This is a genomic window from Desulfuromonas carbonis, from assembly GCF_054658035.1.
Window position 1 is genome coordinate 387,426 of sequence record NZ_BAAHXR010000002.1, and the last position, 15,070, is coordinate 402,495.

Annotated in this window: 13 protein-coding genes; 6 read left to right on the plus strand and 7 right to left on the minus strand. The window is 54.9% G+C overall.

Annotated features, from left to right (window positions below):
* Nucleotides 1-142: 142 nt before the first annotated feature.
* Both ACYQ8E_RS04100 and ACYQ8E_RS04105 read left to right on the plus strand, forming a co-directional pair.
* Nucleotides 143-2,233, plus strand: a complete 2,091-nt coding sequence (locus ACYQ8E_RS04100) for a VTT domain-containing protein (RefSeq protein WP_459860182.1) — start codon at nt 143-145, stop codon at nt 2,231-2,233.
* Complete coding sequence (locus tag ACYQ8E_RS04105) at nt 2,226-3,149, plus strand: endonuclease/exonuclease/phosphatase family protein (protein WP_459860184.1); 924 nt, start codon at nt 2,226-2,228, stop codon at nt 3,147-3,149. Before ACYQ8E_RS04100 ends, ACYQ8E_RS04105 begins: the two co-directional genes overlap by 8 nt.
* Here ACYQ8E_RS04105 and ltrA read toward each other — a convergent pair.
* Nucleotides 3,045-4,274 carry a group II intron reverse transcriptase/maturase gene (gene ltrA / locus ACYQ8E_RS04110; RefSeq protein WP_459860185.1) on the minus strand — a complete coding sequence of 410 codons (1,230 nt, stop codon included), beginning with the start codon at nt 4,272-4,274 and terminating at the stop codon, nt 3,045-3,047. The genes ACYQ8E_RS04105 and ltrA overlap by 105 nt on opposite strands.
* 801 nt (nt 4,275-5,075) lie before the next feature.
* Here ltrA and ACYQ8E_RS04115 point away from each other — a divergent pair.
* Both ACYQ8E_RS04115 and ACYQ8E_RS04120 read left to right on the plus strand, forming a co-directional pair.
* Nucleotides 5,076-5,576 carry an Arm DNA-binding domain-containing protein gene (locus ACYQ8E_RS04115; RefSeq protein ID WP_459860187.1) on the plus strand — a complete coding sequence of 167 codons (501 nt, stop codon included), beginning with the start codon at nt 5,076-5,078 and terminating at the stop codon, nt 5,574-5,576.
* Nucleotides 5,542-6,270 carry a tyrosine-type recombinase/integrase gene (locus ACYQ8E_RS04120; protein WP_459860189.1) on the plus strand — a complete coding sequence of 243 codons (729 nt, stop codon included), beginning with the start codon at nt 5,542-5,544 and terminating at the stop codon, nt 6,268-6,270. Before ACYQ8E_RS04115 ends, ACYQ8E_RS04120 begins: the two co-directional genes overlap by 35 nt.
* On the opposite strand, the gene ACYQ8E_RS04125 is transcribed toward ACYQ8E_RS04120, so the two are convergent.
* The 5 genes from ACYQ8E_RS04125 to ACYQ8E_RS04145 all read right to left on the minus strand — a co-directional run bounded on the left by ACYQ8E_RS04125 (nt 6,271) and on the right by ACYQ8E_RS04145 (nt 10,566).
* Nucleotides 6,271-6,981, minus strand: coding sequence for a DUF429 domain-containing protein (locus tag ACYQ8E_RS04125; protein WP_459860190.1), 711 nt, complete (start codon nt 6,979-6,981; stop codon nt 6,271-6,273).
* 2 nt (nt 6,982-6,983) lie between these two features.
* Entirely contained in the window at nt 6,984-7,295 is a 312-nt protein-coding gene (locus ACYQ8E_RS04130; protein ID WP_459860192.1) for a hypothetical protein, read from the minus strand.
* Between the two features lie 25 nt (nt 7,296-7,320).
* Nucleotides 7,321-7,719 (minus strand): GIY-YIG nuclease family protein, encoded by a 399-nt coding sequence (locus tag ACYQ8E_RS04135; protein ID WP_459860194.1) that lies wholly within the window; start codon nt 7,717-7,719, stop codon nt 7,321-7,323.
* Nucleotides 7,720-7,816: 97 nt separating this feature from the next.
* On the minus strand, nt 7,817-9,322 hold the full coding sequence (locus ACYQ8E_RS04140; RefSeq protein WP_459860196.1) for a DUF2779 domain-containing protein: 1,506 nt from the start codon (nt 9,320-9,322) through the stop codon (nt 7,817-7,819).
* 236 nt (nt 9,323-9,558) lie between these two features.
* Nucleotides 9,559-10,566 carry a helix-turn-helix transcriptional regulator gene (locus ACYQ8E_RS04145; protein ID WP_459860198.1) on the minus strand — a complete coding sequence of 336 codons (1,008 nt, stop codon included), beginning with the start codon at nt 10,564-10,566 and terminating at the stop codon, nt 9,559-9,561.
* Between the two features lie 154 nt (nt 10,567-10,720).
* Here ACYQ8E_RS04145 and ACYQ8E_RS04150 point away from each other — a divergent pair, with 154 nt between their 5' ends.
* Both ACYQ8E_RS04150 and ACYQ8E_RS04155 read left to right on the plus strand, forming a co-directional pair.
* The gene (locus ACYQ8E_RS04150; RefSeq protein WP_459860200.1) at nt 10,721-12,805 is read left to right on the plus strand and encodes an AAA family ATPase; all 2,085 of its coding nucleotides are present in this window, start codon (nt 10,721-10,723) and stop codon (nt 12,803-12,805) included.
* A gap of 69 nt (nt 12,806-12,874) precedes the next feature.
* A complete protein-coding gene (locus ACYQ8E_RS04155) occupies nt 12,875-13,771 on the plus strand; it encodes a hypothetical protein (protein ID WP_459860202.1) in 897 nt (298 codons plus the stop codon).
* A gap of 33 nt (nt 13,772-13,804) precedes the next feature.
* Here ACYQ8E_RS04155 and ACYQ8E_RS04160 read toward each other — a convergent pair whose 3' ends face one another.
* Nucleotides 13,805-15,019 (minus strand): IS256 family transposase, encoded by a 1,215-nt coding sequence (locus ACYQ8E_RS04160; RefSeq protein ID WP_066722594.1) that lies wholly within the window; start codon nt 15,017-15,019, stop codon nt 13,805-13,807.
* Nucleotides 15,020-15,070: the final 51 nt, after the last annotated feature.

The following is a 15,070-nucleotide window of genomic DNA, read 5'->3' on the forward strand; positions in this document are numbered from 1 at the left end:
CTTTCCCCTCCCCTTCCCGCATCAGCAGCCCCATGCCGGCAGGAAGCTCGGGCGTTGACGCGTGGTTTAAGGGGCCTGAAAACGAGGAAACCAGGGACAGAGCTCGAATATGTATTTTCATGAAGGGAAAAATTGTTATCGGTTGTCGAGAGCGCAGCGCATTGCTTTCCTTGTCGACGGTGAGGACTACTATCGCGCCGTCGCCGATGCTTGCGAATCTGCCCGGCAGGCCATTTATATTCTCGGCTGGGATGTCGACAGCCGGACCCGGCTGCGACGGGGAAAGAAGGGGACTGCCGAAACTTTGGGCGAGTTTGTTGATCGCCTGGTGAAAGAACATCCCGACCTCCACATCTATATCCTCGAGTGGGACTTCGCCATGTTTTACTCCCTGGAACGGGAGACCCTGTCTTGGCTGAGTCTGGGCTGGATGAGTCATGAACGGGTACATTTCGAGTTCGATGACAACCACCCGGTCGGCGCCTGTCATCACCAGAAGATTGTCGTCATCGACGATCTGGTGGCCTTTGTCGGTGGCTTCGACCTCGCCAGTTTCCGCTGGGATACTTCCGAACATCTGCCGAACCATCCCGAGCGGACCGAGCGCGGAACCAGCTATGGGCCGGTCCACGATGTCCAGATGCTGGTCGATGGCGAAGCGGCCAGGGAGCTCGGGTGTATCGCCCGACGCCGCTGGGACCGTGCGACCGGGGAGCAACTTCCCGAACCGACAGAGTATGGCCACGATCCCTGGCCGCAGAGCATCAGCCCTGATCACCGGGAGGTCCGCCTCGCCATCCTCAGGACCGAACCGGCCTACGATGGTCAGGCCGAAGTTCGTGAGATCGAAACCTTCTACCGCGACGCCGTCACCCGGGCAGAGTCTTTCATCTACATGGAAAATCAGTACCTGAGCTCCCATGCCATCTGCGCGGCCCTGGAAGAATCTCTGCAGCAGGCGGAAGGGCCGGAGGTTGTGCTGGTCCTCCCTCGCAAATGTCCTGGCTGGCTGGAAGAAGAAACCATGGGCGCCCTGCGGCAGGGGATTCAGAAGCGCCTGCTTGCCGCCGACCGGAATGGCCGGCTCAGGGTCTATTATCCGGAGCGGGCCGGCCTGACCACGGATGTCATCATAGTCCACAGCAAGCTCCTGATCGCCGACGATACCCTCCTGACCGTCGGCTCCGCAAACCTGAGCAACCGCTCGATGGGCTTTGACACTGAGTGCAATCTGGCGTTGTCGGCCGATGGACAAAAGGGGATCGCCAAGACGATCGCTCGCTTCCGCAACCGGCTCCTCGCCGAACACTTGGGGACCGAGATCCAGGTAGTTGCCGATCACCTCGCCAGAAGCGGCTCTCTCCTTGCGACCATCGATGCCCTGGACAATGACCAGCGCGCGCTGAAAATTTTGCCGACTTCCGACGACGAAACCCCATTGGAATATTTTCCCGCTGAAATCATGTTCGATCCGGAACGCCCCGGCAGCGTCGATCGGTTGTTCGATCTCTTCGGGACCGGGACCCCTCAGAAATCGGACGCGGAAGCTGGTGACATCAGAACCAAGGCCTGGGGATTTTTCGCCGTTATCGTCAGCGCTATTCTTCTGGCCATCCTCTGGCGCTGGTCGCCGCTGAAAGAGTGGCTGAATCTCGCCAACCTGCTCGCGGCAGCGGACGCCGTTCGCGAAAGCTCGATGACCATTCCGATCGTGCTTGCCATTTACGTGGTCGGCAGTTGCCTGATGTTTCCGGTCAATCTTCTCATTCTTGCCACCGCCCTCAGTTTCGGTTCCATTACCGGTTTTGTGCTGGCGATTTCCGGCAGTATCCTGGGAGGACTGGCGAGCTACCTGATGGGGCACTGGCTGGGCCGGGACGTGGTGAGCAAACTGGGCGGAGAAAGAGTGAACCGCCTCAGCCGCAAGCTCGCCCGACGGGGCTGGCTGGCCGTCGCTCTGGTTCGGGTCGTGCCGATCGCGCCCTTCACCATCGTCAACATGGTTGCCGGCGCATCACATATCTCCGCCCGCTCCTTTCTGATCGGGACCGCCATTGGCATGTGTCCCGGAATCCTGGCAATCATGGTGTTCGAAGAAGGGCTGGAGCGGGCGTTGCGCAACCCGCACGGCGGCACCCTAGCCCTGGCCATCGTAGCCCTGTGCGGCGCAGCTTTGATTCTGTGGGGGGGAAAACGCTGGCTGGCACGAAAAAACGAGCGGCAGAATGGATGAAAAACAGCTGCGACTGGCAACCTGGAACATCCACATGGGGATCGGACAGGACGGTCAAAGAAACCTGCCGCGGACGGCAGAGGTCCTCCGGCAGCTGCGGGCCGACTTGATCGGACTGCAGGAGGTCGACAACCACATCCACCCGGCCGGAAATGACCTTCAGATCCTGCATGCCCTGACCGGTTTGGAAGTAATCGCCGGGCCGACCATGCAGCGGACAACCGGGGATTACGGCAATGCATTGTTGACCCGGCTGCCGGTTCTCAAGGTGGAGCGTTACGATATCAGCATCACCGGGGGGCGTGAACCGCGGGGGCTGCTGATTGTTCACGTCGATTGGCACGGTGAAAGGCTACAGGTCGCGGTGACCCACCTTGGCCTGCGTGCCAGCGAGCGCCGTGGGCAGGTACTTCAATTGATTGATTGTTTGTCAGCCGTCGACCGGGTGCCACTGATTCTGATGGGGGATTTCAACGAATGGTTTATCTGGGGGCGGCCGCGGCGTTGGCTGCAGCGCCATTTTCAGCAGATTCACTCTCCCGCAACCTTTCCGTCGCGCTGGCCGCTGTTCAGCCTCGACCATATCTTTGCCGACCCGCCGGTCCGTTTACTTGAAAAACAGGTTGTCAAAACTCCCCTGGCCCGGCAGGCTTCCGATCATCTCCCTCTGACCGCCATTTTTATCCGTCCAACCAGATTTGCAAAAGGAAGCCGGGCCTACCGAGAGTTGAATATCAGGGATCGGGTAGGAGGCGGGGTCGCCCCCGCCGTCCTCCCACACCACCGTGCGTACGGTTCCGTACACGGCGGTTCACAAGGCGCTCTGAAAGCGGCGGTGCTGATCGGTCAAGCGGATCAGCCCCAAGTAGCGAAAGAAGGATGTCGGATACGCTTCATTCATGTGCGAGGCCCCTGAGTTCCACCAGGGGCCTCGCCCGTTCGTGGCCGATTTCCACGCCCGGGCTTCCGGCAATCCCCGCTGCATCAACCTCTTGGCCCGGGTATAGGGGCGCTTCCACTGTCGCCATAGAATGCAGCGCAGCTTCCGCCGCAGCCATTTGTCCAGATCTTCGAAAATGCCTTTGACCTCCGCCAGGCGGAAATAAGAGGCCCACCCCCGTAGCTTCGGGGTGATTTCTTTGATGACCTGAGCGAGACTGCGTCCCCTCCCCCGGCGGCAGACCTTCCTGATTTTGGCCTTGAACCGCTTCACTCTCGACTCCGCCACTTTGAGGCGGGGTTTCTTGTGAAAGGTCATGCTGTAGCCCAGAAAGACTCGCCTCCATGGGCGGTCGACGGCGCTCTTGGCGCCGTTGACCTTGAGTGCCAGCCGCTCTTCCAGGAAGCGGGTGAGACTGGCCATGACCCTTTGGCCGCTACGCCTGGTCTGCACGTAGATATTGCAGTCGTCGGCGTAGCGGCAGAAGGCGTGACCGCGCCTCTCCAGTTCCTTGTCGAACTCGTCGAGCAGGATGTTCGACAGTAGGGGGGATAAGGGGCCGCCCTGCGGCGTCCCTTCCACCCGCTGCGACACAAGCCCGCCTTCGAGCACTCCGGCTTGCAGGTACCGCCGGATGAGCAGCAATACCCGCTTGTCTTCGACCTTACGGGCCACCCGCGACATGAGTATGTCGTGGTTCACCCGGTCGAAGAACTTCTCCAGGTCGATATCGACCACCCAGCGCTTGCCGTCGGCGACATGCCGACGGGCGGCTCTAACCGCCTGCCAGGCGCTCCGTCCGGGACGATACCCGTAGGAGCTGTCGGAGAAGTCCGGATCGAATAGCGGCGTCAGCACCTGATGCAGCGCCTGCTGAATGAGCCGATCGCACACCGTGGGGATTCCCAGGGTGCGCACTCCCCCGTCGGGCTTCTCGATTTCCACCTTCCGCACCGGCTGGGGACGATACGTTCCATTCAGCAACTCTTCCCTGATGGTCGGCCACTTCTCCTTAAGAAAACCGCGAAGCTCGCCCGTCGTCATCTCGTCGATGCCGGGGGCGCCCTTGTTGGCTTCCACCCGCTCTAAGGCCGCCATCATGTTCGGGCGGCTTCCGGCCGCTGCCCTCCGGGACGGCTCCCGGTATCTCGACCGGGACTTCTGCTGCTCTTGTCGTCATCGAAACGCGAGTCTCCTGAAACGACGCCTCGTGTTCGGCCCTTTGCCGGGTGGTTACTCCGGCTACTACGGCCTCTGCTGACTTCTGCCGGCCCGTCCCGACACCTTACGGTGACGGTAGCACGAGGCAGACCGACAGATCTCCCAGGGTAATGCGCGTGACCTTCCTCCCATCTACCCGCCGCATCTACAGCCCCACCCTCCCGGATGGCTATCGGGCTTTGAAGATATTGGCCTTCTCGCCCGGATGAGACTGCCTCATGCGGTTTCTGTTCGTCGGACCGGGATTTTGCCTGCGGCTTCCTTCAGATTCCACCTCGCGATGGACACCCTTGCCGTCCGGCTAGCGGTTCCCGCCATCAGGGTCCGCAGGGGACTTGCACCCCCAAGTCACTGATTCACCACCACAGTGAATCAGACAGCGCCAGTCAAGGCGCTACGCGCCATGCCTGGCGCACAAAAGAAAAACGGAACCCAAAATTAGGGTTCCGTCGTCATTTTCTGGAGCGGGAAACGGGATTCGAACCCGCGACCTTCAGCTTGGGAAGCTGATTTTCTGACTTTTAGTAATTTTTACGTAGTTTCGCAATGTATTGTTTTGTTTGGTTTTTTGCTTTATAATCTTTTTGGGTGTTTTATGAAATTTCAGGGTTTCTGTTACCTATATGTTACCTGGAGCGACCTTCAGCTCGTGGATCAGCCCTATCTTTCGTTGAGGGATTTATGGCTCAAAATAAGCTCAAACTGACCTTAAGTGTTGTCGACAAGCTACCCCTTGCCGAGCACGGCAAGCAGGTTGACTATTGGGATACGGAGCTGAAGGGCTTTGGTTGTAGGGTTTCATCGAGGACCAAGACCTATTTCGTCATGAAACGAGTCAACGGGAAACTGACACGGGTCTCTATTGGCCGGCATGGGATTATGCGATTGGACAAGGCACGCACCGAGGCCATCTTGACGTTAGGGCAGCTGTCCTCTGGTATGGATGTAAATCGAGAGAAGAGCAAGTCCCGTATTCGGGGTAATTCTCTCCAGGAGATATACGAACTCTACCTCGCAACGCGTCCTTCCATGAAAGCCCATACCATTCGTGTTGACCGCAGCTTGTTAAACTGCCATCTCTCCGACTGGGCCAATAAGCCACTTGAGGAAATCAGCCGGGACATGGTCGCGGCCAGACATATCAAGATTGCACAAGGTATCAGGGGAAGCAACGGCCAATAATGCGCTGCGACTGGTCCGGCGCCTTTATAACTTTGCGCTTTCTGTCACAGACGGCAACCTGCCGCCAAACCCTGTGCAGCGTCTTTCTGATTCCCGTCAATGGTTTCGAGTTGGTCGGCGTCAGACAGTTCTTAAAGAGCACGAGTTGCCTCGCTGGTATTCGGCTGTGTTGAGCCTTGAAAACCCTGCGGCCAGCGACTATCTGCTACTCCTCCTCTTTACCGGCCTTCGCAAGAACGAAGCCCTTTCTCTTGCATGGCGGGATGTGGATCTCAAGGACAAGACATTTACGATTCGGGAAACCAAAGATGGCAAACCGCACACCCTGCCGATGAGCACGTTTATTGTGGAAATCTTCAAACGGAGACTCGCCCTTAGGGAAAATGACTTTGTCTTCCCGGGTGGCAGTAGCCAGACTGGCCACCTGGTAGAACCGAAGCGGCAGGTGCAAGCCGTGGAAGAGGCGACCGGAATAAGCTTTTGTCTGCACGATCTCAGAAGAACTTTTGCCAGTCTTGCGGAGGGTGTTGTCTCTTATTCAATCCTCAAGCGGCTGATGAATCACTCTGACAAGGACGTTACCCAGGGATATATTGTTCTTGGTGTGGAAAAACTTCGAGGACCTATGCAGCTGGTGACTGACACGATCCTTGCTCTTGCAACTCCTCAAATTAAGGATGCCCAGGAAGCTTAGTCAGGCGATAATCTCCATCCTCAGGCCTTGCCGATCAAATTCGGCCTGTTCGGGGAGTGTCCGAGAAGTTCCACCCGCAATTCTTTCGGCACTCCAAAGGGCAGCCAAAGCGTCCAGCAAGTCATCGGCCCCACAACCTAAATCATTCTTGGTTTTCATCGCCAGCCGGATTCCAACTTCCTCGCCGAATACATTTTCCAGGAGTGCAAGCCTCTCTGATCGCCCTTCTCGGTTCCTCTTCGGGAATGCCATTGGCCGATGTCCGGCCATCATAAAAAAACTGACTTCGGGATGAACTTCGCGCACTCTGGACTGTATCCCGGGATGATTTCTCAGATATTCATCGACCTCTCGAATCTTTGGCGTAATGGCCCATGCCTGCTTGGAGATCCCCTTATTCTCCACCTCTCTCTGAATGAGGCAAGCCTCCCCCCAGCTCTTGGCAGCAAACACCGGCCTGATGGGTGCCGGGAAGACACTGCTTCCCCTCCCCTGTCCTAATAATTTTCGAGCTGATAAGTCACAGCCTCTTGATCCCTTGTCCGGCAAGCCGATTGGAATATCAATGGCAAGGACCTCTGGACTCTGGGTTCCATCGAAAAACTCAGAAAAGCAATCCACCCGGCGGAAAGAAATCGTTTCCTTTGCAGAAGTTCTGAAGGCAGCGATCCATCCCCCCTTGCACCCATCGACACCATATAACCGAGACATGGTTACACCCACTCGCCTTGGCTTGAGGCGACTTTATCGATGTCCCTTAAAGAGAGTCGGCTGCTTTCACGAAGGCTGAGACAAATGGATTTTATCGATTCCTCAGAAAAACCAACGGCCCTTAGCTCCTCACACAATTTTTTCTGGTTCACCTGACCAATGATCTCAACAGAACCTCGGATAGCGTCAACGGCTCTGCCCCAATCACCAAAAGGAGCGGTTGCCAGCACCTCGAAGGACCCACTCGCCCGATACCTCAGCAGGATATTGGGCCCCTCCTGATCTATGGTCGTTCTTTGCATCTGGTCTGACACGACATCCTCCTGAAAAGATTTAAACCTACTCGGTTCGCCCGGAAACGTTCAGGATCGGGTTGAGCGCCTGAATAAGGAATTCCTCGATTGCTGGCGCTTCAAATCCGCGGCCTTCGGGAAGGCCAATGGATTTCACAAATTTTACATTCGTCAGCCATTCCAGACGCGGAGAGCCATCACAGGAAAAATGGGCACCAATCCGTCTGCCGATATTGGAGTTACAAGAGGTCTTGCCGATGTAAAGTAGCTCTTTATTCTCATCAAAGAGGAAGTAAACGCCTGCCTGACCACAGTTGGGCCAGGAAACACTTTGATCCCTTACCCAGACAAATTCACTCAGGGCAAGAGGAGGCATGTTTGGCCGTGGATATTTCTGGTTCAGTTCCTCGACCTTTGCTTCAAGATCCGTCAATTTGATGCTCATCTTTCCCTCCTTACTCTCGATTGTCTGATTGGTTCTGTGCTAATGGCTGCAATAACACGTCTCAATAGTTCGGATATTACGGCATAGAGGCGCCCAGCTATCTTTTTTTCAGGGGTGTTTTTGCTTTCTGTTGAAGGACTTCCAGCAACCTGACCATCGCGAGCGTATCCTGCTCACAATAATCCAGAAGATTTCGGCGTAAAGTCTCAAGTTCACTGCCCGGTTGTGCTGCACACATCAGGTGCCAGGCCTCCATCGCCATGCTACCGTCTGAGATCTCAAGGGAGTCATAGGACATTTCAGGTACAAACGCCGGCAGAACTTTCTTGATGGAATACGACCCCTGCATTTGCCAATGGTAGGCATCTCGTTGGCGAAACGGCACCATCAGATCATGGATATTGTCAATCAGCCCCATTATCCGTTTGCGCTTACGCGGATACTGCACAGCCAGGGCTTTCAGGACGCCGATCTCGAAGGTCTTGTTAAACGTTAGTACACAGGCGTTTTCTGGAATGTCATTCAGCAATTGCTCCAAGAGCTCTTTTCGAGGGTCCTGGTTTGGAGCGCCAAGAAAATGGGAGTGATGGAGCTTGCCACCTTTTCGCTTGAGGGTATGGAGCGAGTATTGAAATGGTATCTGGTTATAGGGCCGGGTGCCGTCAAACGGAGGGATGGCACTCATAAAGGTTTCAAAATCAAGGAAGCAGAGGGGGTACCACAACTCATCCAGAAATTTCTTGAGCTCTCTTGCCTTGAATTCGATGCCCTTATTCAGAAACATTTCGACCTGATAACGTTGATTGGTATTCAACCTGTCCAGAGGGATGTCCTTGAGATTTACGATCCCCTCTCCATAGAGCCCGAATTTGTCGATACCCTTGCCCGCCAGGTCGAAGACAGAGTCCTTGGGGATGTGTGACCAGCAGTGATCCCAGAAATCGCACTCATACGGGTTACTGCAGTAGGGGCCGATATCAATGGCTGGAACCTTTGTCTTGTTGAGCATGATACGAATGCTGGCCAGATTGGCCACCACCATTTTCTGCATTGCCCGAACGTCCTTGGTCAAATCCAATTTGGTGAAGAGTTGTTGCGGGTCAATTTCGCCGTCCCTGACGTAGCCTGAATTAATGACCACCAGATAAGCCTTGCAGATCTGGAGGCCAGCTTCTGTGAGGATGTGATACTGGAGGGCAATATCATCCCGGTTGATATCTTTTAAAGAAGCGGCGGACTTCACCTCGTAAAGCTCCCAACCGCGACTTACCTTGCGGAGGATGTCTGCCTTCACGAAAATACCGTCATGATTGAAGGAAGCCTCGTAAATCACCTTCTTCCCAGAATCAATTGCCTGCTTCGTCATCTCGATCTGGTCGCTAATCGACACCCCATCGTAAGGGACCTCCACGCCGCCAGGAAAGAGGCTCTGGGCCAGGATTCCGACCGCCGTGCCGGTGTCGAAGACTGCCTGCTTGGAGGCACTCGCTTCCTCGCGCAGCTCCGGGTGATATTTATACAGATAGAGTGACTTGTGGCACTGCATAGCACGCAGGTATTGAGATTTGCTTAGTCCTAATTTCCGGTTGTTGCCCTTGGTCATGTCTACCCTCCACTACAGCTGGTCTGCTCAATAGGTTGCAAATGAATCTCCCCGCAGCAAGCTACGGGGTATCAAAAGTTTAGATTGATCGCTTTCATCGAAGCAAGCTTCGGGGAATTCGACCCACCTGAGATTAAATCAAGTGTCTATAGCCAAGTTTTGTTCCTCACCTAGATACAGTTGCCACCAACCTTTTTTTCCTTTGTGCAGCGTTATCTGCAACCAACTACTCCTTCTTAATAATCACCGTAACTGTCCAGCATGTTGCGAGCGGTCTCGGCGAACTCCCTGCGTAGCGATTTGGGCGCGACAATTTCCACCTGATCACCGAAACCGAGCAGCCACCAGCGCAGCTGATGGGTATCCAGCACGGTCGCTTCCAGCATTACTTCGTCATCATCACACTCCGTTATTTTCTGATCGGCACTCAGGGGGCTTTCGAGAAGATGGGCGGCGGCCTCTCTTTCGAAGAGCACCTTCAACCGGATTGTTCTGCGCCCCGGCATGGGGAAATTAAGCTCTCCCTGTTCCAGGTACTTGTCGAGCTGAAACCCTTTGGGTTTTAGAACCGGTTCTGTGATCAGTTCCACCGAACCGAACCGATGCAGGGGAAGCAGCTTGATGTCGTCGTAGTTCCAGAGGGTCGCAACCAGATAGACCAGCGGTTCAGCGAACACCAGTCCGAGGGGATTGACAACATAATCTTCAAACTTGCTGGCTCCCTTTTTGCGGTATTGGCCCTTGAATCGCAGGTCGTCGAGCAACGCTTCATAGATCACCTCCAGGACTCCCGAGGCAATCTCCGGCGGCTGCAGCGGTTGGGTCCTGGTTACCACCCTTACCTTCTCCGGCCATGAGCCAAACCCTCTGTTTCCCAGATCCCCCAAAACCCTATCGGCTCGTCGCAGGTTGGGTGCAAGAGACTCCAGGCAACTTTTGGGCAGCAACCGGGCCATAAACTCATTGACCATCTTCAGGGTCAGGGCCGCCGTCCGATCCATCCCCGGAATATCAAAGGACATGGCATGACGATCCCAGCGCCAGGCAATCGGCTTGCTGTTGTCGAAAGTAATAGGAAAGAGTTCACACAACTCCCGCAGGTCCCTCTGTACTGTTCTCAGATCGACCTTGAACCCCTCTGCCTCCAGCCGTTCGCGGATCAGTGCCGCATCCTTGGGCTGACGGGTCTCCAGAAGTTGCAGCATCTTCCAATGCCTCAGCAATGTATTGAATTTTTTGTTCATGGCTCACCTATATCCCAGGGTAACGACAAAATATGTCGCATTAGAATCTTATAGTCTTTACTTGTGGTCGAGGCAATAACAATTCGATACGACACGCCCTGTCGCCACCCTGAGGTATCTATAAGCCACTGAAATAAAAACCCGGGAGGCAACTATGGCTGAACTATACGAACAACTGGTTATTATCCATTACCTGGAGGCGCTGTTGAAAAGCAACACCCTCACCGCCCCTTCCTTAAAGGAAGTCTGTGATTATCTGGAGACCGCCTTGCCTTTTCTCGGCATGGATACCAACAACGACCACCTTCTGGACAAAATGGGTGAGCTGCAGGGTGCCGTTCTTAGGAATGAAGGAGGCCGGAAGCTTTTCCAGCCAACAATAAAAGAAATCGGCAAGGCCGTTGCCGCTCGCAAAAAGGCAATTCGCAATGCCGAGCCAGGCCCTCTTGCCAAAAACATTTCAGTGATCGCCCGTGAACTGGAGTTGGACCCGCTGGAAACTGAAATCTTTGGTCTGATTATCCGATATCGAATTCACGATCAACTCAGCAGTCTCTTCAATGACCTCACCCGTGCGCACATGAGTGTTTATGAGCTGCTGGGCATCTGTTTGGGTGTCGAAAGAAAAGAGCTTGGAGAGCGGCTGAGCCCCTCGGGCAGACTGCTCTCCTCAGGAGTAATCTTTCAACCGCCGCACCTCGGCAAGGATATCGATGACTGTTTCAATGTTCCAGACGTTATCTTCGCTGCTATGCAAAAGACCTTGGCAAGCCTCACGGATGTTCGCACCCACATCCTTGGAGAGCCTGCCAGGGCCAGTCTGGCATGGGAGGACTTTGACCATCTTGAACCGGCACGGGAGAAGCTGGCGACCTTTCTGAAGCGTGTCGTCGAAAACAATATGTCCGGCGTAAATATCCTGCTCTGGGGTTCACCCGGCACAGGTAAGACCGAATTCTGCAAAACCCTGGCGCACCAGCTGCAGCTGAATCTCTATGCCCTCTGCGAAACAGACGAAATGGGCGAGGAGCCAAGTCGCAAGGAGCGCACCAGTGCCCTGAAACTGGCGCAGAGCCTGTTGCGTTACCAGAAGGACAGCCTGCTGCTGTTTGACGAGATGGATGACCTGTTTGAGAACAAGGGGTTGGCCATGTTTTTTGGTGGCAAGCTCAGCATGGGCTCAAAAGTTTTCACCAACCGCCTGTTCGAGAGCAACCCGGTACCGACCCTCTGGACCATCAACGATGCCGCGCTTCTCGACGAAAGTGTCATTCGCCGCATGGCCCTGGCCATCGAGATCAAGGTCCCCCCTGCCCGATCGCGGGCCAATGTTTGGCGCCGGCTGCTGGACAAGCATCAGGTCTCGCTGCCGGAAGATGAAATCAACCAGCTTTCGATGATCGAAATTGCCCCGGCAGTTGCAGACAACGCCGTTCGCTTTGCGGGTCTCGTCGGTCACAACCTGGAGGACTTCCAGTTCGCCACCCAAGGCATTATCAAAGCGACCACCGGACGCAATCCTATGAGGCAGAACAAGAAACAGCAGCTCTACCTCCCGGAACTGATCAATGCCGACACGGATCTCGGACGGCTCGCCGACAACCTGGCCAGTTCAAACGATCGAAACTTCTCCCTGTGTCTCTATGGCCCCCCAGGAACTGGCAAGACCGCCTATGTCCGCTACCTGGCCGAGCGTCTTGGTATGCCGGTTCTTTTGAAACGGGCATCGGACCTGATTTCAAAGTATCTGGGGGAGAGCGAACAGAATATTGCGCTGGCCTTTGAGGAGGCCGTTGAAAAGGAGAGTTTTCTTGTCTTTGATGAGGCTGATTCGTTGTTGGGTGACCGACGCTATGCCCAACGGTCATGGGAAATCTCCCAGGTCAACGAGATGCTGACCTGGATGGAAAACCATGCCCTCCCCTTCGCCTGTACCACCAACCTGATGGATCGACTGGATCAGGCATCACTGCGCCGGTTTACTTTTAAGTGTCACTTCGATTTTCTCCGGGAGGATCAGGTGATACTGGCCTTTTCCCATTTCTTTGGCATTGATGAGCCTCTTCCTGCAATCACCGATGTCCACCACTTAACCCCGGGTGACTTTGCCACCGTCCGCCAGAAACGGAAATTTCTGGCGCCAGACCAGAATATTCACGAGATAATAAAGCTGCTGAGAATTGAAGGGGATCTGAAGGATCTCCCGACCCGGAAAACTTTGGGATTTTCAATTGGCTGACAAATCGTTTTACAGCTCCAAAAACGTAATCTAAGATCGAGCGGAAATTATAAAGATGAAGGAGTTGTGATGGCTGGAAATGACTTCGCGAGAACTTTGAAATCCGAGCAGATTGCCGACCTCAAAAGACAGGAGCTATTCCTAAAGAAACTGCTTCCTGACATATTGTCCGGGGAAGTATTTCCTTCCATCAGAAGGAATCGCATCGATTTCTATTATGGCGGCGGAAAATTATTCAGCTTCACGGACTCCTTTTCTACGCACATCAAATACGCCTCCGCACTGACCTACAGGAGACCGTACATAACTGAAAACGACCTGCAGAATGCTATCCCCATCCAAAATTTTCTGGCTGGGTATGAAACCATCAAAGCCAATTGCCGACTGTACTCAGGGATTGAGGCTGAAGCGGTGTCACGTCTGTATGCCAATTCCTCCCCTTTCGGGAAAGAGGCAAATGTTGTCATTCTTGACATTGAGGTCTCACTGAGAAGACAGGACGAGACCGATAGTGAGCAGGATTCCTGGGAGTCCCCTGACAGGACCACCAGGCGGGCAAGGCAGGACCGGATTGATCTATTGTTTTTTGACAAAAACTCAAAAACATTGAAGTTCTTTGAGGCAAAGCACTTTTCCAACAAGGAGCTCTGGTCGGAGAAGGGTACCGTTCCCGACATCAGAAGGCAGATTGGGCGCTACAAAAATCAGATCCGCGACAATGGCGAATTGATGCTCAAGCAATACCGGAATTTTGTCGAAATAATGTGGAATGTCTTTGACCTCGACGGGTCTACCCTCCCCCTGCCTGAACATCTCTCAAAGGATGTCGTTTTGTTGTTATTCGGGTTTGATGACAGTCAGAAAAAAAGAATAAAGGAGCTCCTGATCTCCGATGGCAGCCTGTCAGGTATAAGCCTGCGAGCGAGAGGCAATTATAAGGATAAAAAATTCACAGCGGCGGTGTAAATCAGTTTGTGTAAATGGCTTGGGTTTTTGTCGTCAGTAAACCGGCAACCTGCCTTCGAACAAGATAGAGAACTGGTTGAGGGCGGCCTTCCAGTCCCGAATCGGCAGGGTCCATTTCTTGGCGATATTGTTCAGCGCCAGGTAGAGCAGTTTGAACATGGCTGCGTCGTTGGGGAATGAGCCCCGGTTCTTGGTGACCTTGCGCAGCGACATGTTTAGCGATTCGATCGCATTGGTGGTGTAGATCACCTTGCGAATCTCCGCCGGGTAGGCGAAAAAAGGGGTGATTCTCTCCCAGTTGCGCCGCCAGGACTGGCCGATGGAGGGGTGGGTTTTATCCCACTTCGCTTCGAACTCCGTCAGGTTCATTTCGGCCTGCTCGGCCGTCGCGGCCTGGTAAATGGACTTCAGATCGGCCGCCACTTCCTTGCGCTGTTTCCAGGAGACGTAGCGGAGAGAATGGCGCACCATGTGAACGAGGCAGAGCTGGACCTGGGTGCGAGGAAAGACTGCTTCGATGGCCTCGGGGAAACCTTTGAGCCCGTCCACGCAGGCGATGAAGATGTCTTCGACACCCCGGTTTTTCAACTCGGTCACCACCTGTAGCCAGAACTTGGCGCCCTCGTTCTCGGCCACCCACATGCCCAGGACCTCCTTGATGCCGTCCAGGGTGACGCCCAGGGCCAGGTAGACCGCTTTATTGCTGACGTGGCCGTTGTCTCGCACCTTGACCCGGACCGCGTCCATATAGACGATGGGATAGAGGGCGTCGAGCGGTCGGTTCTGCCAGATCTTGACCTCGTCCGCGACGGCATCGGTCACGCTGGAAATGAGGGCGGGAGAGACCTCGACGCCATAAATCTCTTCCAGATGCCCCTGGATCTCCCGGGTCGTCATCCCCCGGGCGTAGAGGGAGATGATCTTGCCGTCGAAGCCGGCGAAGCGGGTCTGGCCCTTGGGAATGATGAGCGGCTCGAAGCTGCTGTCCCGGTCACGCGGAACCTCGATCGGCAGTTTGCCGAATTCGCCCTTGATGGTTTTGGCCGACTTGCCATTGCGGGCATTGCCGCCTTTCGTGGCCACGGGAGCATGCTTCTCGTGCCCCAGGTGTTGGGTCAATTCCGCTTCCAAAGCTCGTTCCAGAAGGGCCTTGGTGAGCTGTTTAAGCAAGCCGGTTTCGCCGATCAGGTCTTCGGGCTTCTTGTAGTCGGCAAGCAGACGGTCCAGCAGATCTTTTTCGATGGCCATGGGGGCTCCTTAGAGGGTGGGGTCCCGGTGTACCCCTGAATGGCCATTTAC

What these genes read in the sequence shown, in the direction of transcription:
- ACYQ8E_RS04105 (WP_459860184.1), top strand. Translation starts at nt 2,226, where the DNA reads ATGGATGAAAAACAGCTGCGACTGGCAACCTGGAACATCCACATGGGG.
- ltrA (WP_459860185.1), bottom strand. Translation starts at nt 4,274, where the DNA reads ATGATGGCGGCCTTAGAGCGGGTGGAAGCCAACAAGGGCGCCCCCGGC.
- ACYQ8E_RS04115 (WP_459860187.1), top strand. Translation starts at nt 5,076, where the DNA reads ATGGCTCAAAATAAGCTCAAACTGACCTTAAGTGTTGTCGACAAGCTA.
- ACYQ8E_RS04125 (WP_459860190.1), bottom strand. Translation starts at nt 6,981, where the DNA reads ATGTCTCGGTTATATGGTGTCGATGGGTGCAAGGGGGGATGGATCGCT.
- ACYQ8E_RS04135 (WP_459860194.1), bottom strand. Translation starts at nt 7,719, where the DNA reads ATGAGCATCAAATTGACGGATCTTGAAGCAAAGGTCGAGGAACTGAAC.
- ACYQ8E_RS04140 (WP_459860196.1), bottom strand. Translation starts at nt 9,322, where the DNA reads ATGACCAAGGGCAACAACCGGAAATTAGGACTAAGCAAATCTCAATAC.
- ACYQ8E_RS04145 (WP_459860198.1), bottom strand. Translation starts at nt 10,566, where the DNA reads ATGAACAAAAAATTCAATACATTGCTGAGGCATTGGAAGATGCTGCAA.
- ACYQ8E_RS04150 (WP_459860200.1), top strand. Translation starts at nt 10,721, where the DNA reads ATGGCTGAACTATACGAACAACTGGTTATTATCCATTACCTGGAGGCG.
- ACYQ8E_RS04155 (WP_459860202.1), top strand. Translation starts at nt 12,875, where the DNA reads ATGGCTGGAAATGACTTCGCGAGAACTTTGAAATCCGAGCAGATTGCC.
- ACYQ8E_RS04160 (WP_066722594.1), bottom strand. Translation starts at nt 15,019, where the DNA reads ATGGCCATCGAAAAAGATCTGCTGGACCGTCTGCTTGCCGACTACAAG.